25 protein-coding genes are annotated in these 23,460 nt (G+C 43.8%); 13 read left to right on the forward strand and 12 right to left on the reverse strand.

Annotated elements, in window-relative coordinates; genetic code table 11:
- The first annotated feature begins 178 nt into the window (after positions 1-178).
- Positions 179-1,843 (forward strand): hormogonium polysaccharide biosynthesis protein HpsL, encoded by a 1,665-nt coding sequence (gene hpsL / locus JGK14_RS18085; protein ID WP_293218886.1) that lies wholly within the window; start codon positions 179-181, stop codon positions 1,841-1,843.
- A 446-nt stretch (positions 1,844-2,289) separates the two neighbouring features.
- Here the strand turns inward: hpsL and JGK14_RS18090 are convergent, their stop codons facing one another.
- The 4 genes from JGK14_RS18090 to JGK14_RS18105 all read right to left on the reverse strand — a co-directional run bounded on the left by JGK14_RS18090 (position 2,290) and on the right by JGK14_RS18105 (position 5,675).
- On the reverse strand, positions 2,290-3,561 hold the full coding sequence (locus JGK14_RS18090) for a hypothetical protein (RefSeq protein ID WP_325315339.1): 1,272 nt from the start codon (positions 3,559-3,561) through the stop codon (positions 2,290-2,292).
- 115 nt (positions 3,562-3,676) lie between these two features.
- The gene (locus JGK14_RS18095) at positions 3,677-4,123 is read right to left on the reverse strand and encodes a hypothetical protein (protein WP_293190806.1); all 447 of its coding nucleotides are present in this window, start codon (positions 4,121-4,123) and stop codon (positions 3,677-3,679) included.
- The gene (locus JGK14_RS18100; protein ID WP_293184347.1) at positions 4,120-4,992 is read right to left on the reverse strand and encodes a ParA family protein; all 873 of its coding nucleotides are present in this window, start codon (positions 4,990-4,992) and stop codon (positions 4,120-4,122) included. The genes JGK14_RS18095 and JGK14_RS18100 overlap by 4 nt, the downstream gene beginning before the upstream one ends.
- A 137-nt stretch (positions 4,993-5,129) precedes the next feature.
- Positions 5,130-5,675 carry a hypothetical protein gene (locus JGK14_RS18105; protein ID WP_293206865.1) on the reverse strand — a complete coding sequence of 182 codons (546 nt, stop codon included), beginning with the start codon at positions 5,673-5,675 and terminating at the stop codon, positions 5,130-5,132.
- 173 nt (positions 5,676-5,848) lie between these two features.
- Here JGK14_RS18105 and JGK14_RS18110 point away from each other — a divergent pair, with 173 nt between their 5' ends.
- Positions 5,849-6,988, forward strand: coding sequence for a tetratricopeptide repeat protein (locus tag JGK14_RS18110; protein ID WP_293206867.1), 1,140 nt, complete (start codon positions 5,849-5,851; stop codon positions 6,986-6,988).
- 56 nt (positions 6,989-7,044) lie between these two features.
- On the opposite strand, the gene JGK14_RS18115 is transcribed toward JGK14_RS18110, so the two are convergent.
- From JGK14_RS18115 to JGK14_RS18130, 4 genes are all read right to left on the reverse strand, one after another.
- Positions 7,045-7,311 carry a Txe/YoeB family addiction module toxin gene (locus JGK14_RS18115; protein ID WP_293206869.1) on the reverse strand — a complete coding sequence of 89 codons (267 nt, stop codon included), beginning with the start codon at positions 7,309-7,311 and terminating at the stop codon, positions 7,045-7,047.
- On the reverse strand, positions 7,311-7,532 hold the full coding sequence (locus JGK14_RS18120; protein WP_293206872.1) for a hypothetical protein: 222 nt from the start codon (positions 7,530-7,532) through the stop codon (positions 7,311-7,313). The genes JGK14_RS18115 and JGK14_RS18120 overlap by 1 nt, the downstream gene beginning before the upstream one ends.
- A 105-nt stretch (positions 7,533-7,637) precedes the next feature.
- Complete coding sequence (gene typA, locus JGK14_RS18125; RefSeq protein ID WP_293184370.1) at positions 7,638-9,428, reverse strand: translational GTPase TypA; 1,791 nt, start codon at positions 9,426-9,428, stop codon at positions 7,638-7,640.
- 62 nt (positions 9,429-9,490) lie between these two features.
- Positions 9,491-9,643 carry a hypothetical protein gene (locus JGK14_RS18130; protein WP_325315340.1) on the reverse strand — a complete coding sequence of 51 codons (153 nt, stop codon included), beginning with the start codon at positions 9,641-9,643 and terminating at the stop codon, positions 9,491-9,493.
- Between the two features lie 2 nt (positions 9,644-9,645).
- Here JGK14_RS18130 and JGK14_RS18135 point away from each other — a divergent pair, with 2 nt between their 5' ends.
- Positions 9,646-9,984 carry a type II toxin-antitoxin system RelE/ParE family toxin gene (locus JGK14_RS18135; RefSeq protein WP_293190761.1) on the forward strand — a complete coding sequence of 113 codons (339 nt, stop codon included), beginning with the start codon at positions 9,646-9,648 and terminating at the stop codon, positions 9,982-9,984.
- Positions 9,977-10,345 (forward strand): helix-turn-helix domain-containing transcriptional regulator, encoded by a 369-nt coding sequence (locus JGK14_RS18140; RefSeq protein ID WP_293190759.1) that lies wholly within the window; start codon positions 9,977-9,979, stop codon positions 10,343-10,345. The genes JGK14_RS18135 and JGK14_RS18140 overlap by 8 nt, the downstream gene beginning before the upstream one ends.
- Here the strand turns inward: JGK14_RS18140 and JGK14_RS18145 are convergent.
- Positions 10,335-10,475 carry a hypothetical protein gene (locus JGK14_RS18145; protein WP_293190757.1) on the reverse strand — a complete coding sequence of 47 codons (141 nt, stop codon included), beginning with the start codon at positions 10,473-10,475 and terminating at the stop codon, positions 10,335-10,337. The two genes, JGK14_RS18140 and JGK14_RS18145, sit on opposite strands and share 11 nt — an antisense overlap.
- A gap of 301 nt (positions 10,476-10,776) precedes the next feature.
- Between JGK14_RS18145 and JGK14_RS18150 the strand changes: the two genes are divergently transcribed.
- From JGK14_RS18150 to JGK14_RS18165, 4 genes are all read left to right on the forward strand, one after another.
- Positions 10,777-11,601 carry a M15 family metallopeptidase gene (locus tag JGK14_RS18150; RefSeq protein ID WP_293218888.1) on the forward strand — a complete coding sequence of 275 codons (825 nt, stop codon included), beginning with the start codon at positions 10,777-10,779 and terminating at the stop codon, positions 11,599-11,601.
- Positions 11,602-11,746: 145 nt separating this feature from the next.
- On the forward strand, positions 11,747-12,325 hold the full coding sequence (coaD, locus tag JGK14_RS18155) for a pantetheine-phosphate adenylyltransferase (protein WP_293184379.1): 579 nt from the start codon (positions 11,747-11,749) through the stop codon (positions 12,323-12,325).
- Positions 12,208-12,894: a DivIVA domain-containing protein gene (locus JGK14_RS18160; RefSeq protein ID WP_293184382.1), complete on the forward strand. Its 687-nt coding sequence runs from the start codon at positions 12,208-12,210 to the stop codon at positions 12,892-12,894. The genes coaD and JGK14_RS18160 overlap by 118 nt, the downstream gene beginning before the upstream one ends.
- A 343-nt stretch (positions 12,895-13,237) precedes the next feature.
- Positions 13,238-14,290, forward strand: a complete 1,053-nt coding sequence (locus tag JGK14_RS18165) for an acyltransferase (protein WP_293184384.1) — start codon at positions 13,238-13,240, stop codon at positions 14,288-14,290.
- 14 nt (positions 14,291-14,304) lie between these two features.
- On the opposite strand, the gene JGK14_RS18170 is transcribed toward JGK14_RS18165, so the two are convergent.
- Positions 14,305-15,036, reverse strand: coding sequence for a TIGR04283 family arsenosugar biosynthesis glycosyltransferase (locus JGK14_RS18170; RefSeq protein WP_293212974.1), 732 nt, complete (start codon positions 15,034-15,036; stop codon positions 14,305-14,307).
- A 93-nt stretch (positions 15,037-15,129) separates the two neighbouring features.
- Here JGK14_RS18170 and ubiG point away from each other — a divergent pair, with 93 nt between their 5' ends.
- The 5 genes from ubiG to JGK14_RS18195 all read left to right on the forward strand — a co-directional run bounded on the left by ubiG (position 15,130) and on the right by JGK14_RS18195 (position 20,560).
- Positions 15,130-15,975 carry a bifunctional 2-polyprenyl-6-hydroxyphenol methylase/3-demethylubiquinol 3-O-methyltransferase UbiG gene (gene ubiG / locus JGK14_RS18175; RefSeq protein ID WP_293218890.1) on the forward strand — a complete coding sequence of 282 codons (846 nt, stop codon included), beginning with the start codon at positions 15,130-15,132 and terminating at the stop codon, positions 15,973-15,975.
- Between the two features lie 349 nt (positions 15,976-16,324).
- Positions 16,325-16,651, forward strand: coding sequence for a cupin domain-containing protein (locus JGK14_RS18180; RefSeq protein WP_293184390.1), 327 nt, complete (start codon positions 16,325-16,327; stop codon positions 16,649-16,651).
- A gap of 162 nt (positions 16,652-16,813) precedes the next feature.
- Positions 16,814-17,326, forward strand: a complete 513-nt coding sequence (gene fldA, locus JGK14_RS18185; protein WP_293184392.1) for a flavodoxin FldA — start codon at positions 16,814-16,816, stop codon at positions 17,324-17,326.
- A gap of 271 nt (positions 17,327-17,597) precedes the next feature.
- Positions 17,598-18,335, forward strand: a complete 738-nt coding sequence (locus tag JGK14_RS18190) for an alpha/beta fold hydrolase (protein WP_293184395.1) — start codon at positions 17,598-17,600, stop codon at positions 18,333-18,335.
- A gap of 230 nt (positions 18,336-18,565) precedes the next feature.
- On the forward strand, positions 18,566-20,560 hold the full coding sequence (locus JGK14_RS18195; protein WP_293184397.1) for a sensor histidine kinase: 1,995 nt from the start codon (positions 18,566-18,568) through the stop codon (positions 20,558-20,560).
- 97 nt (positions 20,561-20,657) lie between these two features.
- Here JGK14_RS18195 and JGK14_RS18200 read toward each other — a convergent pair whose 3' ends face one another.
- Both JGK14_RS18200 and JGK14_RS18205 read right to left on the reverse strand, forming a co-directional pair.
- Complete coding sequence (locus tag JGK14_RS18200; protein WP_325315341.1) at positions 20,658-22,871, reverse strand: heavy metal translocating P-type ATPase; 2,214 nt, start codon at positions 22,869-22,871, stop codon at positions 20,658-20,660.
- A gap of 240 nt (positions 22,872-23,111) precedes the next feature.
- Positions 23,112-23,378: a FeoC-like transcriptional regulator gene (locus JGK14_RS18205; RefSeq protein ID WP_293184402.1), complete on the reverse strand. Its 267-nt coding sequence runs from the start codon at positions 23,376-23,378 to the stop codon at positions 23,112-23,114.
- Between the last annotated feature and the right edge of the window lie 82 nt (positions 23,379-23,460).

Consider the following 23,460-nt stretch of genomic DNA (forward strand, 5'->3'; position numbering starts at 1 on the left):
TACAAGGTTGCGAGTGTAAGTTTTGCCCGCCTCGCACCCAGCATCTTGACCCCAATTTTTCGGCGTTTTGGACGTTAAGAATAAGTAACCACATCTACCGCAATATTTTTTCTGATATACATTTTGCCTTCTACCTGTGAGTGCCTTCTGCCTTCTACATAAGTGCCTTTTAGAAGTTATGTTTAAAACCAAGCGCAAATCTAAGAAGTCCAAACAAAAGCCCAGCGAAAAAACAACAACATCCAGCAAAAAAGAAATAGCGGCACAAAAACGCAAAACTTCACAAAAGCGCAATGAATTAGCGCAGACGATCGTCATAAGCTGCTTAATCAGTGTTGCTGTCAGCATCATCCTGTTGTTCGTGGTTCGCGCTAAGATTGCTATTGCCGGAGGCGCCGCCATAGCCATTTTGCTACTTTCCTACAAATACCCCCGTCCAGCTTTCTGGGCTTTTTTTATTTACCTGCCTTTAAGCGGTACAGTTACCTACGCAATTGGTGGCGGGAATGCTGCATTTCAAGTAGCCAAAGACGCCTTCTACATACCAGCCCTCATCGCCCTCATTCAAAGCTGCAAAAAGAAACAGTTGCCTCTGTTCATTCCCAAACAAATGCTTTCTACCTTCAGCATCCTGTTGATGATGGCAATGCTGACTTTAATTTTTGTCAACGGGGAGATGCAGCTCAACCCGATGAAGGGCGACAAACCAATTCTACAAGGAATTCTCGGCTTAAAAGTATTGATAGGTTACATACCGCTGATTGCTTGTACCTATTATCTGCTCCGCACTAAGAAGGATTTGGTGTTTTTTGGTAGAATGCACGTAGTTTTGGCGATCGTTTGCTGCATTCTCGGTTTGATTCAGTACCTCTTGCTGCAAAGCGGAAAATGTGCGGGTACCCGAGGCATGATTGGAGAAGAATTATATAAAGCAACTCTGCAAGCTAGATGTTTTGTCGGCGGTTCTTTGGTATTCAGTCCAGAAGTCAAGTTTATCCGCTTGCCGGGAACATTTGTCGCACCTTGGCAGTGGGCGTGGTTTCTAATTTCTAATGCTTTTTTAACCTTTGCCTCTGCCTTTTGCGATCCTTCATTCTGGTGGAGAGTTATCAGTTTATTTGGCATGGCCTTAGTATTTGCAAATGCAGTTATTTCGGGTCAAAGAGCTGCGTTAGTTATGGTTCCAGTTGCCACAGCCATCCTGCTAATTCTTACAGGTCAATTAGTTAACTTAAAACGATTTATTCCCATCGGTGCAGGACTGGCAATTCTGCTCTTTGTCGGTGCAGCAATTAACCCAGGAATAATCGAACAGCGGTGGGATAGTTTTGTTAACCGCTGGAACGCTGCACCGCCCCAACAGTTTATTTTTAATCAGTTCGAGCAGAGCAACAATTTTATCATTGACAGACCTCTTGGTAGAGGTGTGGGACGAGCGACTAATTCAACGCGGATCTTTGGTGCTACACAGCTAATTGAAACTTTCCAACCTAAGTTGATGTACGAACTCGGTTATCCGGGAATGATTGCTGTTCAAATCATGCTTTTACACTTGGCTTTTCTAACTTTTAGAGCTTACCGTTCTGTCAAGGACAAAAGTTTGCGGAGTTACGGAGCTAGTTTTTGGGTGTTTGTGGGATTTATTAGCATCTATCCTCAATACTATCCGCTGGATGTAGATCCAGTGTGTGTGTATTACTGGGTTTTGGCTGGGGCGATTTTAAAGTTGCCCAAAATTGACAAACAGGTGCAGGATGAGAAACACCAGGAACTTGAGGGACATGAATTGGAAGTTCACCAGCAATTTAAGGAGAAAAAGATTATTGCATCGGCTCCAATTTGACAAAAAAGGTACGTTGTTGCGCTTTAGCGCTCTTTTCGAGAATTAACAAGAGCGCTGAAGCGCAACTACATACCTAAGAATTAACCCCAATGTTATGCAAAGGTACGTTGTTGCGCTTGGGCGCTCTTTTCGAGAATTAACAAGAGCGCTGAAGCGCAACTACATACCTAAGAATTAACCCTAATCTTATGCAAAGGTACGTTGTTGCGCTTGGGCGCTATTTTCGAGAATTAACAAGAGCGCTGAAGCGCAACTACATACCTAAGAATTAACCCTAATCTTATGCAAAGGTACGTTGTTGCGCTTCAGCGCTATTTTCGAGAATTAACAAGAGCGCTGAAGCGCAACTACATACCTAAGAATTAACCCCAATGTTATGCGACTTGTGTAAGTCCAGAAAAATTTGTAGTGTTGTAGTTTCAACGGACATGATATAAATTGTAATTTTACTGTGGTTTCCAAACAGGACTCCCAGCATTTAAATCCTTGTCGCTGGTCAATTTATTTAATCCCGAACCGTCGCGATTAATTACATACAAATTACTTTTGTTACCTGTATTCTCATTCAAAGTAAAAGCAATTTGCTGACTGTCATAAGACCAAGCTAATTCAGAAATTCCAGACATTCCTAGGCGGGGAGCTAGTTGATTTAGCTGGGAAGTTTCCGCATTTATTGTGTATAATTTTTGCTGGTTGAAGTCTCCGCCAGTGAAGGCGATAAGTTTGCCATCGGGCGACCAGGAAAGTGCATCGTAGTTTTGGGGTTTTTGGGTGAGATTTTTGGCGGTTCCGCTGTTAATGTCGATCGCCCAAATATCCTGCTTTTCCCCGCTCAAATCGCCCGCTTTCCCGTGATAGTAAGCAATCCGGCTGCTGTCGGGCGACCAAAATAGCTTGACGTTGTAGACTTGATGTTGCGGGTTGTTGGTCAAATTTTTGAGGTTTGTGCCGTCGGCATTAATCGTGTAAACTTGCTGTTGGGGATAGGTACCGGAGAAAAAAGCGATTTTTGTGCGATCGCGAGACCAAACAAGTTCGCTTCCGCCCGATGTGTACTCGCCGGGACTTTGAGTTAATTTAGTCATGCCCGAACCGTCGGCATTCATTTTATAAATATTTTTATCCTTAACAAAGGCTACCTGTTCACCATCAGGAGAAAGATAGAATTCTGATGAAATTTCTGTTTTAGCCGGTTGTCCTCCTACTTCCCAATTGCGAACTAATTTAGTTCCTTTAATACCCGAAGTGTCGCTAGTATAAAGTGATTGACTACCGGGAGAATCCGAGGTGAAACCGTCGCAGGAACGGGCAAAAACAAGTTTTTGGCTGTTGGAAAACCAAGCTATTGCAAAATTAGCTGCTTTGCAAGACTCCCCAGCAAACTGTTTCGTTAACCCGGAACCGTCAGCGTTGACTGTATAAATGTCCGTGTCTGTGCCAACGAAAGCCAGTCGATCGCCCTTGGGCGACCAAACTACGGTATAGCTAACATCTATATTGGGTGCAAGTTCGCGGCGGGCTAAACTGGTAGCGTTGACGGTAAATAAACTGTTTCTCACCTCGCTCTCGCGCTGTTGGAGAGCTGTAAACGCCAGTATGCTTGGGGATTTTTGGGCTGCGGTTGTCGGAGGGCTTTGCAGGCTCGAAAACAGGGCGAGAGCGAGTGTTAGGGCGATAAGGGCGATCGACCAAAACCTCCATAATTTATGCAAACGCATTTTGTTAGTTGATCCTCTTGACAATGGAAAGTGGAAAGCAAAAAAGACAGCTCGAATTTTCGCTATCACAGGTCAACTGTCAACTGTCAACTGTCAACTGTCAACTGTCAACTGTTTAAAGTGTTTGGCGATCGATATGTCGCGACAGCATCAAACTCTGCTTAATTCTACCAATAATTAGCTCGAACATTTTTTTGCGGGACGGATTCTTGCTTGTGGGCGGCATCCCTAACTCGCAACACATCAAATTCAAATCAGTTGCACTCATAGCCGACAATTTTTGCCTCACCTCTAATTCATGACCCTTCTTAGCTTGCAAGCGCAGTTCTTCATAAACTTCGAGAACATTTTCAGTAGATAAATTAGCAGGTTTCTCAACATCAGCAACAGCAGGCAATTCAGAAGTTTTAGAACCAGCAGAAAGCCCTCCCCGCTTGACTTGAGCCTCAATCCTGGTTAATTTTTTAGAAACCTCGCGCAATATCTCCTTAAGTTCGCCAATTTCATCAACCAACCCTCCGCTTTTTTGCTCGCCAGCAGGCAACATATCTTTTTTAATCATTTCAGATACTCCTCACACTCGCGCCAAAGTTGCTCAAACTCTCTAACTAATTCTCGCGGCAATTCTCCCTCATTAATAGCCCGCTTTAGCCCAACACTTTCCCGAATTGTCGATTCTAAAAATCTCACTTCTATGTTATTGTCTTTTGAGATTTCAGCGCAAAGCCTTTTGACTTCTCTCATGTAAAACTGAACTTCATTTGTCAGCAATCCTCCATAGATTTTAGCTTTATTCATAAACACTGCAATCTTGGGAAACGGGTAAGGCTCAATCCGTTTTTGGAGCGAGTTTAAAACTAAACTCAATCCCCGAGAACCAAAATAATCTGGGTTGACAGGAATCAGTATTAAGTCGCAGCAAGAAAGTACGCTATAGGTGAGGAGACTGAAGGAAGGCGAACAGTCAAACAGCATCAAATCGTATTTGGGGAGATTGGGAGAGTTAGCGATTTTGCCACTGAACTGGCGGATGAAGTCTTTAACACTTTTTCCCTCAAATCCATCGAGGTCTAACCAATACAATTCTTCAACTGAAGGGATAAAATGCAACTGTTCGTCAATCTGATAAATGGTGTCGAAACCAACGGGAAATTTAAAGTTTTGTCCGGCTTTTTTAAAGACTTCGAGGGCGTCGTAAATTGTGAGTCTGTGTTTGAGAGATTTTTCGTACCACTTACCAAACTTATCATCTAAATGACCCGTATTTTCGTTAAGCCCGATCGCCTCTGTGAGGGACATTTGCGGGTCTAGATCTAACATCAAGACTTCTAAGTCGGTTCCTTGGGATATAATATTTCCTAGACTCCAGGTGACGGTGGTCTTTCCGACACCGCCTTTGAAGTTGATTACGGCTATGGATTTGGGACTCATGGCTGGCTTTGTTTGGATTTTGCTCAATTTTTTATTAAAACATAGCGATCGCCCAATTAGCGTTTGCTCAGTATTATTACTCAATTAATTGCGATCGCCTGGAGTAGGCGATCGCCAGATTAACAGGGAGTCTCTTTTTAGAAAAGAATATCAGGAAACTTGAAAACGTGACTGGCAATATTCCGCACCTTGGCTAATGGAACAGGTAATCCAGTTACACTGTAGCCTCGATTTGGTACTACTTTCTGCGGGAGTTCTGGGTGTTGCTGCGAAACTAACAACCTGAATTTACCAGGTTCGACGACCAATATCTCCTGTTGGGGAATGAAAAATATCCAGAGATCCGCTTGCGAAGTCCATCCCCAACAGGGACGGTTGCGATCGTCAAAAACTTCAAAAAACAAGTTTCCAGTTTGCTTGGCTTTTATATCAGTCTTGTACTCAGCAGTTGCAGTTGAACCGTTTGGGCGAATTAGTCGGCGGTCAATACCTGCTTTCTGATACTGTGGCAAATCTGAGACATCCTCAATGCGATAGCCATGAATCTGCAACCACTTGTCTACGATCGCCTCTCCTGTCTTTCCTACTTTCTTTTGAGTTTGGAAGTCGTATTCCTGTTTTTGGGAAAGCGGCGGTAGTTGCTGGGATAATTCGGCTTTGTTGTGCAGATTATTGTTGTACATGATTAATTCCGTCAGCTAAGTTTTCAGTAGTGAATCACTACCTCCTTAGCTTCGAGGGTCGGTGTCTGAGATTGTGACCGGCTAAACTGTCTGATGTGTCCGACTTTCTGTCTGAGTTTGTGTCTGACTTTCATTCGTTCAGTTACAATAGCCATAAGTGTTGGAGTCAGGCTATGGCTATAAGAGGAATAAAGGCATCTCCAGAAGGCATTAAAAAAGCAGAAAAAGCTTTAGTCAGAAATAGTTTAAATAAGACTGCTTTAAAGCGAGAGTTAGGAATAGCTCGCTCAACTGTTAGTCGTTTTTTTAAACCTGAACCAGTTGACCGTTTAAATTTTGAAGAGATTTGTACAAGGCTAGGGCTAGATTGGAGAGATATTATTGCTAATCCACTCACTGAAACTGAGACAGAGGAAAAACAACAGAGTAACTCTGATTTTCAAGATGCTGAACCTGAGCAAGTTGAGGAAGTGCTGGACAACTTTTGTGACGAGGTTGTGGTCGAGAGGGTGCGATCGCACTCTCCTATATGTGCTGAGGATTACGATAAACTGGGAATAAACAAGGCTAAGGAAAGAGATTTTCATGGAGCAATTGAAAATTTCTGTCGAGCAATTAAGCTCAACCCTCATTATGCAAATGCCTACAATAACCGGGCTCTTGTTCGTGCTGAACTAGGGGACTATCCAGGAGCAATTGAGGATTACAAAGAGGCGATATTACTCAATCCTGATTGTGCAATATTTCACAACAACCTGGGTATTATTTCTTCTAAATTAGGTGATTATCAAGGAGCGCAGGCAGCTCACACCCGAGCAATTAAACTAAATCCTGACTATGCTCAAGCCTACAATGACCGAGGTGTTAATAATGTAGAGATAGGCAATCTGGAAGAAGTGCTTAAAGATTTCACCCAAGCAATTGAACTAAATCCTGATGATGCCCTTGCTTGGAATAATCGAGGTGATGTCTACTTCTTGAAATTAGACGATCTGCAAAGAGCGCTTGAAGATTACATCCAGGCAGCTAGGCTGAATCCCAATAATTCTAAAACATTCAACAACTTGGGAGTTATTCACTCTAAGTTGGGGAACAAAGAGAAAGCGCTTGAGGATTACACCCAGGCAATTCAGCTTGAACGAAATTTTGCCCAAGCTTATCTAAACCGAGGCATTGTCCACTATGAATTGGGCTATTCCCAAAAAGCAGATGTCGATTTTCACCATGCTAAAAATTTATATCGTGTCCAGGGAGAAGAAGAAAATCACCAAAAGGTACTTGATATAATAGAAGAACTTCAGCAAGAAGATTGAGAGCGATCGCATTTAGTAAATTGATAAAAAGAGTAATTCCTACATTGCTTAAAGCTTTATTCACTGTAATGATTCTTACAAGCTGCGATCGCAATTTCTTGATCGGTAACTTGGTAAACCAAACGATGTTCGTTATCAATGCGTCTCGACCAAAAACCACTTAACTCGTATTTGAGAGGTTCAGGTTTGCCCAATCCTTCAAAGGGCGATCGATCTATATCTTTAATCAATTCTACAATTTTGCGATAAATCTTTTTGTCGAATTTTGCCCATTCATTAAAATCTGCAAAAGCAGAAGATTCAAAAATAATTCTTCTGCTCATTACAAATCCTGTAGATCGACTTCAACTAAATTTTGTCTATCTTTAAGATTTTCAATAGCTTTCAACAGTTTGTTTTTATTAACTTCCGATTTCAAAAGATATTCGGTTTCATCGCATTCTGAGACAATTATTTCAATCTCTTTATTTCCAAAAGTCGCTTTAATTTGTTCTAAAAAATTAAAATCGAGTTCGCTGGCTTTTAAACGATAAACTGTTGACATCGTTTTTACCTATTTTTGATTGCGTTAAAAATTAATACTGCCTTTAAATACATTAGTTTGAAGTTGATACTAAGAGCGGGCAATTTTGCCCGCCCTTAATTTGTTTTAGCGTTTGACTAACTTCTTAGACACCTTCCGCAAGCGAATTGATTTCGGTGTTACTTCCACCAATTCATCCTGCCCGATGTACTCCAAAGCACGTTCCAAACTCATATCGACTGGTGCTTGCAATTGTGCCAATTCTTCACCGCCAGATGCGCGGTGGTTTGTCAACTGCTTCGACTTGCAAATATTCAGCTCCATGTCGTCATCTCGGTTGTTTTCTCCGATAATCATCCCTCTGTAAACCTTGGTTCCGGGGGTAATGAAAAATACGCCGCGGTCTTCAGCATTTTTCAGTGAATAAGTAGTTGCAGTTCCTTCTTCAAAGGAAATCAATACTCCGTTGCGACGGGCGACAATTTCTCCACCGAGGGGGCGATAGTCGAGGAAGCTGTGGTTCATAATTCCGGCGCCGCGAGTTAAGCGCATGAACTCGCCTCGGAATCCAATCAAACCGCGTGCGGGGACTGAAAATTCGATTTGGGTGCGACCGGTGCTGCTGACGTGCATATCTTGCATTTCTGCTTTCCGCTGACCGAGGCGTTCGATGCAGCCACCGACTGCTTCTTCGGGTACGTCTAAGACCAAACATTCAAAGGGTTCGCAGGGACGACCGCCGACTTCGCGGAAGATTACTTGCGGCTGGGATACTTGGAATTCGTATCCTTCGCGGCGCATATTTTCGATCAGGATTCCGAGGTGGAGTTCGCCACGACCGGATACGAGGAATTTGTCGGGAGAGTCGGTTTCTTCGACGCGCAAGGCGACGTTGGTTTGGAGTTCTCGCATTAGTCGATCGCGAATTTGACGCGATGTTACCAAACTACCTTCTTGACCGCAGAACGGCGAATCGTTCACGGAGAAAGTCATCTGCAAAGTTGGTTCGTCTACCTTGATTAAAGGCAGCGCTTGCGGGTCGTTGGGACAGGTAATTGTCTCGCCAATATAGGCATCAGCAAAACCAGCAACGGCGACAAGATTACCAGCAGAAGATTCTGCGATATCAATCCGCTTCAGGCCTTCAAAGCCCATCAATTTGCTGATTTTTGATTTGACAAGCGCGCCGCTTTCGGTGATTAAGACTGCTTGTTGACCGATTCTAATCGTGCCGTTGTGGATGCGGCCGATGACGATGCGACCGACGTATTCGGAGTAATCTAAGGTGGTTACTTGCAGTTGCAGCGGCTTGTTGGGGTCGCCTACTGGGGGTGGTACGTGGTCGAGGATTTCTTCAAACAGGGGCTTCATATCTAGCCCTTCGTCTTCGAGGTGTTTTTTGGCGTAACCGCTTAAGCCGGAACCGAAGAGGTAGGGAAATTCGCACTGATCGTCGTCAGCGCCTAGTTCGAGGAACAGATCCAAAACTTTATCGACGGCTTTGTGGGGGTCGGCTCGATCGCGATCGATCTTGTTGACAAATACGATCGGGCGCAGTCCTTTTTCCAAGGCTTTCTTGAGTACGAAGCGGGTTTGTGGCATCGGGCCTTCGTTGGCGTCTACGATCAGCAAACAACCGTCTACCATGCCGAGAACTCGTTCGACTTCGCCACCGAAGTCGGCGTGTCCGGGGGTATCGACGATGTTGATCAGGGTTTCTTTGTATCGGACGGCGGTATTTTTGGAAAGGATGGTGATGCCACGCTCGCGCTCGATATCATTGGAGTCCATGACGCAATCTGGGATTTCTTCCCCTTCGCGGAAGACCCCGGACTGTCTGAGAAGAGCGTCCACAAGGGTGGTTTTGCCGTGATCGACGTGAGCAATGATAGCAACGTTGCGAATGGGAAGACTCATAATGCGTCTGGGACGTTAAACGGATTTAACTAAAGATTTCTTAATGATTGTAGCGCATGAAGTCAAGGGGCGATCGGGCGGCTGCAAGATTGGGGTGCGATCGTCGCTAGAATAAGGGTTAAGGTTCTGTTAGTGCTGTTGAGTTGGTGGAGGTTGCTAAGGTTTGATTGGGGGCGATCGCCCGTATGATCATAAACGAGTAGTTGCGATCGCACTTATGGAAGTACAACCCAGAGACATTCAGCGTTACGTCAAGTCAGACGGTCAGATTCCTTTCGATGAGTGGTTTTATGCTCTGCGGGATTCTCAAGCTAAACTCAAGATTAATGTGAGATTGAAGCGAGTCAGTACAGGTAATTTTGGAGACTACCGCCCAGTGGGAGAAGGAGTCTTGGAATTGAAAATTAATTTTGGTCCAGGCTACCGGGTCTATTTTGGACAAGTAGAAACAACTATAGTGCTTCTCCTGTGTGGAGGGGATAAAAGCACTCAGGACGAAGATATTCGTAAAGCAAAGAAATATTGGATTAAATACAGGAGTCAAGACAATGGTTAAAAGTGTACCTTACCATCCGTTTCTGATTGAACAGCTTAAAGATTCAGTATATGCAGCGGGCTACCTCACGCTGTTTTTGAATGAGCAAGAAGAGGGAGATTTGGATGTTGGGATTTTCCCATCAGCTTTGAAAGAGGTATTTGAAGCTCTTGGAGAACCAAATATGTCAGCAGATGACGCTAAATTGCACTTGGAAAAATTAGATGGTTTGCTGTCACAGAATGGAATGGCGACAATTTATGCTTTGGCTAATTGGCTGAATACTCTGGGATTGAAGTTATCTGTTGCGGTTGCCGAGGATGAACGGGAAGAGAAAGGTTCTGTTAGTGATGTTGTGTTGGTGGAGGTTGCTAAGGTTTGATTTTGGGCGATCGCCCGTAGGATAATTTACGAGCAAGTGCGATCGACTTTATGGAAGTACAAACCAGATAAAAATTCAGCGTTACGTCAGATCGATCGGGCAGATCGCCCAGCAGATCAATGGCTGACATCGGCGCTCTGCTAGAATTGGCTCGGATGTTTGATGTGTCGATCGCAGATAATATTCTTAGATTTTGTGGAACAGTAACAAATTACACTTAAAATAAACCAGCGCCACCAGCCTCAACCAGTTTTGCCTCGCATCGGCGATTATCTCGCCCAAATATTATAGATACGAGAGTTGGCGGATGGGACGGGGCGAAGTCAGGAAGGTATCATATATTCTCAATGGCAAATGTAGCTGTGCGATCGCCCAGATAGATATACAATTTGTAACGTTGAGCCTTATTGAAGTGCAGGAGTGGAGCTGGCTTGGATAACGCTAGTCTGTCGAGAAAAACCCCGCAAGCCTCGGAGCTTGCTGCTGACGAAATTCCAGAAGCAGTACGAGACCACCCATATCTAGAAGCAGGAGGGAGTCAGTCCAAGAAAAAAGGACTGATTTGGAAACTGGTAGGATTGGCCGCAGTCGCCTTTGGCGTCAGCATCTGGCTGCACCTCAACTTTAACTTTTTCCCAGCCACCAGTCGGGCACAGCCAACTCAAAAAAGCCCAGCAGCAGCGACTTTGGCCCCTGGATCTGCTCCGAGTCCAGCTACCAACTCAAAAGCCGCCACCCCAGACAACCTGCTGGGACACTTGCCTTACCCAGAAGCACCAGCCGCCGACTTGGTAAATGTCACCTCCGACGGTAGCATCAAACTCCGCACTTCAGCAGCAGCAAAATATCAGGAAATGGCCAACGCTGCCGCCGCATCAGGAATCTATTTTGCTCCCATATCAGGCTTTCGATCCGTAGACGACCAACAACACGTATTTTTTGATGTAAAAGCTGAACGCAGGCAAAATGCCAGCAAGCGAGCCGAAGTCAGTGCTCCTCCAGGTTATAGCGAACATCATACCGGTTATGCGATCGACCTTGGTGACGGTTCCTCCCCGGATACCAACCTCAGTCCCAGCTTTGAAAATACCCAAGCATTCAAATGGCTAGAAGCCAATGCCACCGCTTTCAGCTTTGAAATGTCCTTCCCCAAAAACAATCGCCAAGGCGTCAGTTACGAGCCTTGGCACTGGCGGTTTGTGGGCGACAGGCAAAGCCTCGAAACTTTCTACAAAGCTCATTCGCTAAAAAAGTAGAAGACAGTTGACAGTTGACAGTTGACAGTTGGCAGTTGACAGTTGACAGTTGACAGTTGACAGTTGACAGTCAGAAGGAAAAAGGAAGGTTTTCCACATCTCCCCCTCTCCCCCTCCCCCCCTCTCCCCCTCCCCCGCCAAACAAGTGATTGCAATCTATCCAGGCAGCTTTGACCCGATTACCTTCGGTCACGCAGATATTATCGAGCGGGGATCTAAACTGTTCGATCGCATAATTGTTACCGTAGTCAAAAATCCCAGCAAAACCCCTCTGTTCACCGTAGAAGAACGGATTGAGCAGATCCTGCGCTCTACCAAACACCTGCCAAACGTAGAAGTAGACAGTTTTGAGGGTTTGACAGTAAACTATGCTAAGATTCGACAAGCCAAAGTGCTGCTGCGGGGACTCCGGGTATTAACGGATTTTGAAATGGAACTCCAGATGGCCCACACCAATAAAACCCTTCTGGGCGAAATTGAAACAGTTTTTTTGGCAACTTCTAACGAGTACAGCTTTTTAAGTAGTAGTGTAGTTAAAGAAATCGCCAAGTTTGGTGGCTCCGTAGATCATCTTGTTCCGAAACACGTCGCTCTAGATATTTACAAATGTTACGCCAACAGGAACCAAATCGCATCGAACCCGACACTACCGGACGCAGCACTGAGAACGAATCACCTCAGAACACCGCCGCCTTCGGAGACGAGACCAGAACCGCAGGAGTAGACATCCAGCGGGAATTGAACCGGCTTGAGGAAATTGTTCTCGACAGCCCGCGCATTCCCATGACCAGACGCACTCTGGTGGATGAAGAACAGTTGCTCGATCAATTAGACTTGGTGAGGCTAAATTTGCCGATCGCCTTTGGGGAAGCCGAAACGGTCATCCGACACAAAGACGAACTGCTCCAAGAAGCCCAACTCTACGCTCAAGAAGTGATAGAAGCAGCAGAACAGCGAGCAGCAGAACTTTTAAACGATATGGGCCTGCTACAGCAGGCGAAGATAGAAGCAGATCAGTTGCGACAGCAAGTTTTGCTCGACTGCGAAGCAATTCAGCAGGCGACGCTGGCGGAAGTGGAACAAATTCGCTACCAGGCTCAAGAGGAACTGGAAGAAATGAGAACCAGGGCGATCGCTGAATGCGAGGAAATTCAAAATGGCGCCGACGATTATGCTGACCAAGTGCTCGATAATATTGAGCACAAGCTGAGCGATATGCTGCGCGTGATCCGCAATGGGCGAGATCAGTTGGATAGTGTTTCTGCGTCGCACATCCATCACAACAACGGTTAGTTAACTTGCTTTAATCAAAGTGTGACTTACCGATAATTTTGTGAATTTACGGGCGATCGCGCGATCGAGTGGCAGGGAAATGGCCCAGCATCCTTACTGGGCGGGGAGCAGATAAATAACCTCATGAATAGAGCCGATACCCGTTAAGCATAAATGCTTTGATTCCCGTACTGTGCAACTGTCAACTGTCAACTGTCAACTGTCCACTGCTATAGCAAGACTTGTTTGAATATTGATAATTTTTGTGAAGATAGGAGCAAATATACCATTTTTTGCTATGGTGAAAATCCATCAGGCAGAAAAATTCTGATTTGACCATAATTTTTGCAATCTACTTTTTATCATGCAAAAAGCTTCTAATCGGTTTGCGGAATTTGACTCGATCCGAGCTTTAGCCATAGTCAGTGTTGTGATTACTCATGCTGGGTTTGCGGCATTTCGCGATCGCCGAATTTTGTTTGTCTCCATCGATACATTTCAACTGTTCTGCGTACCAGCTTTTTTACTCCTCAGCGGTTTTTTCCTCACTAACAAACTCGACAATCAAAATAATCCCGGACAGGTAGTCAAAAAAAGACTGTCAAGAATTATACCACCCTACCTGTTTTGGTCAGTAACTTTGTACATCTTAAATAATTGGAACTCACTCCAAAAAATAGATTTACTGTCATTGCTCAGAAATATTCTGACAGGCTCCGTGATGCCTCCCTATTATTTCATCGTTGTAATTATTCAATGCTACGGTTGGTGGTGGCTGCTAGTGAAATCACGATTTTTAGAACCCATCAAAGTTTTGGGATTGGGTTTAACAATTCAAACAATTTTTACCATATTCTTTTACTTGAGCGCTCTCAAATACATATCAATACCTCTACCTTTGATGGAGCGCTGGATTTTTAGTTGGATTTTACCATTTTCAACAGGTCTATTTTTGGGCGCAGCCTATGACAAAATTCAACCAGTTCTCGAACGCAGAAAAATGCTAGTTTTAGGAGCAACAGTCCTCTTTTATCTAGCGAGTATTTGGGAATATTACCTGCTCAGCGGAGTTACGGCGGAGGGATGGTTTTTCCGCTCGTTTTTTAAACTATCTGCCCAAGGATACGCAATTTTGTTCGTCTTGTCGATCCTCGCATTTTCTAAAAATATCGCACTTCCCAGTAGAGTTTCGGGGTTAGTCAAACTCTTGGCTGCGTATTCATTCCCGATATATCTGCTGGATTCAACTGTCGTGCAATATGTATTGTTAGTGTTTTATAAATTTATCGATCCCGTACATCCGCTACTGAAGCTCAGCTTTTTAGTGACAGGGACTTTGTGCGGTTGTTTGGCGATTATTTACCTGTTGCAGAAAGTTTTGCCCAAAAAATACAGCCAGTACATTCTGGGAATTTAATCAGATTTTGTGTTTCAGCGAATGTCTTCATAAAACTGCTTGAGATACTTCGCTGAAACGCCAAACCCCCACAAAAAACCGATCGCAAGATAGATGGCAGTTGCTTTCAATTCGCCCCAATGCGCCACTCGGCGATCGCTACTTTGCACTATTCGATTAACCAACTTAATTTTACCACGTCGCACTAACTTTAAACACAAATCCGCCTCCTCCATAATTGGCAGCGTGGCATCGAAACCATCACATTCCCAAAAATCTGTACGCCGGCAAAAAATAACTTGATCCCCAAACAGCAGGCGCAATCCTTTAACAAACAAATGAGGTCGAAATAACAGCGGCGCGTAGTAAGTTTTAAGGTAATTGTGCAGCGAAACACCCCATCTTGTGTGCTGCGAACCAGCCATCAGGGAGATAAACCCGCCCCCGACAATTTCGGCATCGGATAATGTGTTTTGGATGACTGTTACGATGTCGTCGGGAACTAGAGTATCGGCGTGGAGGAAGCACAAAATTTCGCCTGTGGCGGTTTTGGCACCTAAATTCATTTGCACGGAACGGCCCGGCATACTGCTAAAAATAACACGGGTTGTGGAAGTAAGGGCGATCGCCACTGTTTCATCTTGACTGCCGCCGTCTACCACCAAAACCTCCCAAGCCGGAGGATTGAGAATGCTGAGTTGGCGGAGGGTACGTTCTAGACAAGTCGCTTCATTCAGGGTTGGGATGATAATAGAAACGCGATCCATCAGATTGAATTTTATGCCAAAACTATTATAATAAAAAACTGTGGCGATTGACAACTGCTGCTAGAGCTTCCACTAATCAGGACTAAAAAAATCGTGCAGAAAACAGAAGTAAAAAACGATTTAGAATTTTACGATGAAAATGCTGATAATTGGTGGGACGAAAATGCTAAAATCTATGCTCTCTACCATCTAAACAAACCCAGATTTGAGTTTTTCGACAGACACGCGACCAATTGGCGAGGGCTGAAAACCTTAGATGTTGGGTGCGGCGGCGGTTTTTCCTGCGAGTTTATGGCCGAGAGGGGCGCTGTGGTTTCGGGAATAGATCGATCGCACAAATGTATTGTAGCAGCCCAGAATCACGCAGTTACTAGCGGTTTCGAGATAGACTACAGACAAGGCTTTGCCGAAAATATGCCCTACACGGACAATACCTTCGATGTAGTAATCTGCGTGGATGTTTTAGAACACGTTGCCGATTACAAACAAGTTGTGTCAGAGGTTCACAGAATTCTTAAGCCCGGGGGAGTGTTCTTTTTCGATACAATCAACCGAACTTTTTCCTCGCAAGTTGTGATGATTGGACTGATGGAAAATACATTGCAGGAAATTAAACGAGGCGTTCACGATTGGGAAAAGTTTATTACCCCCGAGGAACTGTCTGCGGTAATGCGGGATACGGGTTTCGACAAGATTGAAATTAAAGGTTTTGATATGTTTGGAGAAATGGGGGCTGTTTTAGGCGAGATGCACGGTTTTTGGGAAAATCTTACAAGTGGAAAGCAACTATTTCCTTCTCCGGCAAGTTTCCAACAAGTTTCTCAAGTGCTAATCTCTAATATCGCTAACTATGTGGATTACAAAAAGTCTGGGTTGTTTAAAATCAAAATTAATGAGGATAGATCGATTATGTATGTTGGGGTAGGGGCGAAGAATTAGTCGGTTAATTGTTGATAGTTGACTGTTGTGATTAGGGGGCGGGTTGTAGAGAGATTTGTGCGATCGACCAAATCCCTCTACAACCCGCCCCATTTTTTTTAGGCACAATTGCATATTATTTGCAATTATTTTGTAATTTTACCGATCGCCCATTCCCGCTACATCGCCCAAAACCACCGCTGTGTCTAAATTTAAGGCTGTATTCTCTTCCACTATAGCCCATATAGCCAGCTTTCTGTTACAAATCTTAATATTAAATTATTGATATTTTACAGGAATTGCATGGTAGCTTATTGAATATAAATTGCAATAAGTACCGGAAGTTAACAGTACCTGGAGGTCAATCACCGTGACAGCAGCAATAGTTTCCGCGTCAGCCTCGCGAATCAGCGAGGGGCAACCTGCCGACAGCCAAAAACTGATGAGTTTGGGTCAAAATTCCGAAATACCCGACCTCGATCGCTCCAAAGATGTCACCATAGCCATCTTAGAAGGAGTAGGAACTCTCACGGTGTGCGATCGAACAGTCACTTTAACACCGGGAGTATTTGTGTTTGTACCCGCCGGCATCCCGCGCAGTCTAAAAGTAACAACGACACTGAATTTGTTACTAATTGACTGCGAACCAGACCCCGATATGAGTGATTCAGCTTGGTTGATGAATTTTCAACTTTAAGTAGATGAAAAAACAGTGTCCTTGCTGCCTTGACTCCCTAATTTCTCAGATTAACCACAATCGCGTTTACTGGTTTTGTCTGAATTGCAGGCAAGAAATGCCAAGTTCTGACTCAAAAATCAGAAATCTCAAGCACTATCAAATTTCACATTCGGAGTAAAAATGTCAAAAGCAATTGGTCTTTTCTACGGAACTACAACTGGCAAAACCGAGTCTGTAGCTGAAATTATTCGAGATGAATTTGGCGGCGATATCGTAACTTTGCATGACATCGGTCGCGCTGAAAATGATGATTTCGCCGAATACGAATGTCTGATTATCGCTTGTCCGACTTGGAATATCGGCGAACTACAAAGCGACTGGGAAGGTTTTTTACCTGAAATTGAAAATATTGATTTTAGCGGCAAAAAAGTAGCTTATTTGGGAACTGGCGACCAAGAAGGTTACCCGGATAATTTCATGGATGCAATGGGGATTTTGGCTGAAAAAATATCGGAACAGGGCGGTGAAACTGTTGGCTATTGGCCGACAGATGGCTATGATTTTAATGAATCTAAGGCCGTGGTTGATGGCAAGTTTTTGGGTCTTGCTATTGATGAAGACAACCAATCTGAAATGACGGAAGCGCGCGTCAAAGCTTGGGTATCTCAACTCAAAAAAGAATTTGGGATATAGGATTAACGGTAGGGCAGTTTGGTAAACTGCAAAATACCTGTATTTTTGGGGCGGATACTCTGAACCCGCCCCACAACCAGCTAACCTATGAGCATCTCTTGCGTCCTCTGCGTCCTCTGCGGTTCAAAGAAATAAGTTTTGTTTGTGCCAAAACATCCAGACTTGCTATCTCCATCTACATATTTATTCAGGGTAAGTGGGCAATGCCCACGCTACATTTTAACGTTATGTCTACTAAGTTCTAAATAACTTTATATCCAACTTAAAATTGATGAAATTCAGTTCAGATGACGTACTTTGGTTAAGTGTAAGCCCGAGTTTACATTGGTTCGATCGCTCTCTACTTGCCTATTTGAATCATTCTGTCCCCGTGCAAATATGGGAATATGAACAAACTGAAGACGAAGGTTGTTCTTTGGATATGGCTGTTGAGCTTTTGCACGACTTTTTAACAATGCGCGATCGCCCAATTCACCTCCTAGGCCACAGTACCAGTGGATTAGTTGGTTTAATGTATGCCCGTCGCTATCCTCACAAAGTAAGTTCTTTGGGACTTTTAGGTGTGGGTGTGCCATCTGCGATTAATTGGCAAGCACATTACTACACGCATCTTTCAGCTTTTCCCTGGAGTGGCAAACAAGTTTTAAGTCAAATGGTTGGCGATATGCTGGGATTCCAAAATCAAAGTATCAATCAAAAATTTATACCATATTTTGAGGATGACTTAGCCTGTTCTCCCTGTCCTCACTCTTTATTTAGGGTGATTAATTCTAGCGATAAAGGTGTAGAAGTACCTTTGTTGATATGTAGTAGCAAAACGGATTTTGTGGTATCTCCTATTGTCATGCGCCGCTGGTCAAAATTTCTCAAAAAAGGCGATCGCTTTTGGGAATGTCCAGACGGGCGGCATTTTTTTCATCACTTCTATCCGGAAGAAGTCGGGGAAAAAATACTGAATTTTTGGCTATCTATACATAGTCGCCAACCGATTTTAGACTTGAAGTTCTAGATGATCGATCGCCACTATTGATATAAATAAATAATATCAATTCCGCTTACACCGGAATGATATAGAGGAGACGGCAGTGCCGTGTCCCTACCCCGATTAATTGTAGGGAGACGGCAGTGCCGTCTCCTAATTTCGGTTAATAATTCCTATGCTACCGGATTTGATATAAATTACAATTTATGGTTAATGTATTATCATATATTAATGAGTCTTATTTTCAATAACTACTTGTGAAAAATTCAAAAAGTGCGATGGCTACGCCCCGGCTTGCGCCTACGAACCCGACAACAGCTCAACCAAAAGCCCGCCGTTTTCGAGTACCGCTAAGCCTCAAAATTATTGTGCCATTTCTAGGTGTATCCGTCACTCTATTGTTGTTAGTGATACACACAGTCAAAATTGGATTTGCCAACACTCTCGAAAAAGGAGTGCGCGATCAAGTTGAAAATCAAGCAGCTTTAGCCGTGCGAGACTTCAAAGGTCGATCGACTCAATTGACAAAACAAGCCAAATTATTATCAGAAGAACCAGAAGTTATTCGTGCAGTAGAACAAAAAGACACAGACATCTTGCGTCAAGATATATTATCTCTACAAACCACTTTTAAATTGGATTTAGTCAAGGTAGTAGACGCGCGCGGCGAAATGGTAGCAGAGTTGCGAGAAGAGTGGCTCACAGGCAAGAACTTGATCAATAGCGCAGCGATAAATTCAGCACTTAAAGGCTTAGAAAAGTCAAATTTCGTCAGTATTGATGGCAAACCGCAAGCATTGCTAGTAGGATTTGCACCAATTAGAAACAATAATACGATAATTGGTGCTGTACTCGTCGGTTACTTAGTGACAGACGAACAATTGCAGCAAATCAACATTGATACTAACAATATAAATTACTTTGCCATCTTCAAATCCGGTGAATTAATTGCTACTAATTTTCCCGAAATTCGCTCAAAATCTTGGCAAGTACCTGCACTACACACATCGACCACGAAAATCGATATTGAGCGCCAATCTTACATCATGAAAACGGTAGAAATGTCAGACATAGGCGACAGCATAAATCTAGCAGTGTTTAGCCCAATGGCAACAATGCAGCAGACGCAATTAACCTTATCTAACAGGCTTGATAGTTTCTTTTGGGCAGGAGTAATTCTAGCCGCGATTGTTGGTGGTGTAGTTAGCCGAATCATCGGAAAACCAATCCTTGATTTAACTCAAAATGTGAATTGGATGGCAAGCAATGAATATTTTTCTGATAAAGTACCCATTCCTTCCGGCTATGAATTAGGTCAACTTGCAGAAGCTTTCAACTGTATGATAGAACAAGTAGAAAAGCGGGATGGTAAACTCAATCTACAATTGCACCAACTGAGACAAACGCTTCACGATTTAAAAAATGCCCAATCTCAACTAATTCAAGCCGAAAAAATGTCCAGTTTGGGATTGATGATGGCTGGTATCGCGCACGAAATAAACAACCCAGTTAACTTTATTTATGGCAACCTCTGTCACGCCAATCAATACACCACAGATTTGCTCAAACTTCTCACACTTTATCAGCAGGAATATCCGAATGCAACAGCGCCGATTCAAGACTGCATAGAAGAAATTGAACTCGACTTTTTATCAGAAGATTTATCTAAGTTGCTATCTTCTATGAAAATGGGAACCGAGCGCATTCAGCAAATTGTTTTGTCGCTACGGAACTTCTCTAGGTTGGATGAAGCTGAAGTGAAACCAGTCGATATTCATGAAGGAATTGAGAGCACTCTGTTAATTTTAAACAGCAAGATTAAAACAGCCATTAAAGTCATTAAAAAATACGGAAAATTGCCCTTAGTAGAATGCTATCCATCGCAATTAAACCAGGTATTTATGAATATCGCATCCAATGCTGCTGATGCACTGTTGAGCAATCCAAATCTGCGAAACAAGGAGATTGAAATTATCACAGAAATGGCAGGAGTAAATGAAGTGGTGATAAGAATTAGAGATAACGGTAATGGAATTGACCCTGATACGATTAATCGGTTATTTGACCCATTTTTTACGACTAAACCTGTGGGTAAAGGGACTGGTTTAGGGTTGTCGATTTCTTACCAGATTATCGAGAAGCATCACGGTAAAATAGAAGTGAATTCGGAAATAGGTGAGGGAGCAGAGTTTGTGATTTATTTGCCGATTAAATCCCGAATCAGAGAAGCCACTTGTTTGTGTGGTAGTTAATACGGATTTCTGAATTTAAGATTAGTTAATCTGTAGGGTGCGTCAGAAACTAGCTTTTGATTCATCGCAAATATCTCGACTGGCGCACCCTACCTATCTAATTCAACTTGGAGCGAAACAGTCGCATTCCATTTGCTGTGACAATTAAAGATGTTCCAGTATCTGCCAGCACTGCAATTGCTAACCCGACAAATCCAAAAGTTCCCAATAACAAAAATAGCGCTTTTGTGACTAAGGAAAAAATTACATTCTGCTGAATTACGGCTACAGTACGGCGGCTCAAATCGACTGCATAGGCGAGTTTTCTTAAGTCGCTACCAACTAGCACTACATCAGCGGTTTCTAGTGCAATATCAATGCCGCCAACTGCAAAGCTGATATCGGCGGCTGCTAAAGCGGGGGCATCATTAATGCCGTCGCCCACCATTCCTACAGCCCCAAATTTTCGCAATTCTTGAATCTGTTGCAATTTGTTTTCTGGTAGCAATTCTGCTTTATACTCAGATAGGTTGAGTTGTTGGGCTATTTGCTGAGCTACAAAAGTGCGATCGCCCGTAAGCATCACCAGATTGTTCAAACCCATCTGTTTGAGCAAATGTAGGGCTTCGGCAGCTTCCAGTCGCAAGCCGTCAGCCAAAGCAATCACTCCCAACAAACCGCGGCTGCTGCCGACTAAAACGGGAGTTTGCCCTAATTTCTCGATATCATCTAGCAGAGATACTGCTGATTGTGACAGTTCGATATTTTGGTCGGCAAATAAGCGGCGATTTCCGACAAGATAGAGGTTGTTTGCAAAATTAGCAGCAATTCCTTTACCCGGATAAGCCGTAAAATTTTCGGGAGTTTCTAACTCGATTCCTGCTTCCTTCGCTTTGGTAATAATTGCCTTAGCTAAAGGATGTTCCGATTTTTGTTCCAAAGAAGCTGCAATTAATAATACCGTGCTGGCGCTCAATTCTCCCAAGTCGTAAACCTTTTGCACAACAGGTTTACCTTCAGTCAAAGTTCCGGTTTTATCAAAGGCCAGACTCTTGATTTTTCCAGCATTTTCTAAGCCGTTTCCGCCCTTAAATAACACGCCTTGGCTGGTGGCTGCACCGATGGCGCTGACAATGGAAACCGGAGTGGAAATTACTAAGGCGCAGGGACAGGCTATGACTAACATTACCAGGGCGCGGTAGCACCAGACGCTGAACGGTTGACCAAAAATTAAGGGCGGAATTAGTGTAAGCGCGATCGCACTTACAATCACAATAGGAGTATAAATCTCTGCAAATTTGTCCACCCACTGCTGAGTTGGGGCGCGGCTCGATTGCGCTGACTCGACTAAGTGCACAATTTTCGCAACCGTGGTATCATTCGCAGTGTGGGTAACTTTGACTTCCAAAAAGCCAGTTTGATTTAAAGTTCCGGCAAAAACCCGATCGCCCGTTTCCTTATCTTCAGGGATAGATTCACCCGTAATTGGCGATTGGTCGATCGCCGAATTCCCCGATACAACTATCCCATCTAATGCTACCCTTTGCCCGGGACGAATTGTCAGAATTTCTCCAATTTGAATTTCCTCAACCCGCACCGTCACTTCATCGTTATTGTCGCGCTTGACAGTTGCAGTCGGTGGTGTTATGTCCATCAAACTAGCAATAGCATGGCGAGTGCGGCTGAAAGTGAAAGTTTGCAAAGTTGTTCCCAGACTAAACAGGAATACAACTAACGCCGCTTCAAACCAATCGCCTAAAGCTACCGCGCCAATTACCGAAATAGTCATCAACAAATTCATGTCGGCGCGGCGCAATCGCAACTCCATGAGGCCCGCGCGGGCGATCGCAAATCCGGCTACAATAATACCGATACCATAAAAACCGCGCGACAGCCAAATTGCGATTCCTAAATACTGAGTTAGCAATCCCAGAACTAATCCCAAGCCTGCTAAAATTACAGTCTGTCCCCGGCGATTGCGAATCCAGAATTCCCAGTTAGTGGGATTTGTCTTTTGAGTTTTCTGGACTGTTGAATGCTGGTGATGATGGTGTTCATGTTCGTGCGAACAACCGGAATTCTCCGATGATGGTATTGCTGTGGTAGTCTGTTCGATCGTGTAGCCTAAAGTTTGAATGCGATCGAAAATAGCTTTTTCTGTTACTTGTTGAGGATCGTAATTTAACCGCAAACTTTCTGTTGCAAAAACTACATTGACTTCGGTAAGTCCGGGCAGTTTTTGCAAGCCTGCTGCTACTGTTTTGGCGCAGTTGCCGCAGTCCATTCCGCCAATCTTAGTTTGTAGCGTTTTGAGGGAAGGAGTTTGAGTCATTATTCAGTATCCTTTTGAGATTTTAGAATGATTATCATCATTGAACATATATTCAGATGTTTAATAAAATCATATACCAAATTGTATAATTTTAACTGGTTAACTGGTTCCCAGGCAGAGCCTCCGGATCTGCGTTATATCAATTCCGGCTGCGCCGTCAGGTGACAAGCGAGGAGACGGCAGTGCCGTTTCCCTACAATTAATCACGGTAGGGACACGGCACTGCCGTCTCCTGATTTCTTAATGGCAAGTTGCAGAAACCGGATCTTTTGCTGACACCGACTCGCCCGGATTTACCCATACATAAATCTCGGTGGCATCGTCGGCGCAACTGTGACATCCACCACACTTTTTAGCTTCTGCCATTTTACTGATTCTGCCTTTGCGAATTAGGCGATTTAACATTCCGCGCAAAGCATCACCATCCATGCGGAAGTGAATTTTTAGATCCGCGATGGAGGCTCTTTTGTTGTCAGCAATAAATTTTTGGATGTCGCTTAAAATCATGGTTTTTCTCCTTTGTTTGATTCTTAAACGCAGATGAACGCTGTTATTGGTTAATGCTTATTAGTTACTGGTTATTTGCTGG

This window comes from Microcoleus sp. PH2017_28_MFU_U_A (assembly GCF_020738035.1).
Taxonomy (GTDB): domain Bacteria; phylum Cyanobacteriota; class Cyanobacteriia; order Cyanobacteriales; family Microcoleaceae; genus Microcoleus.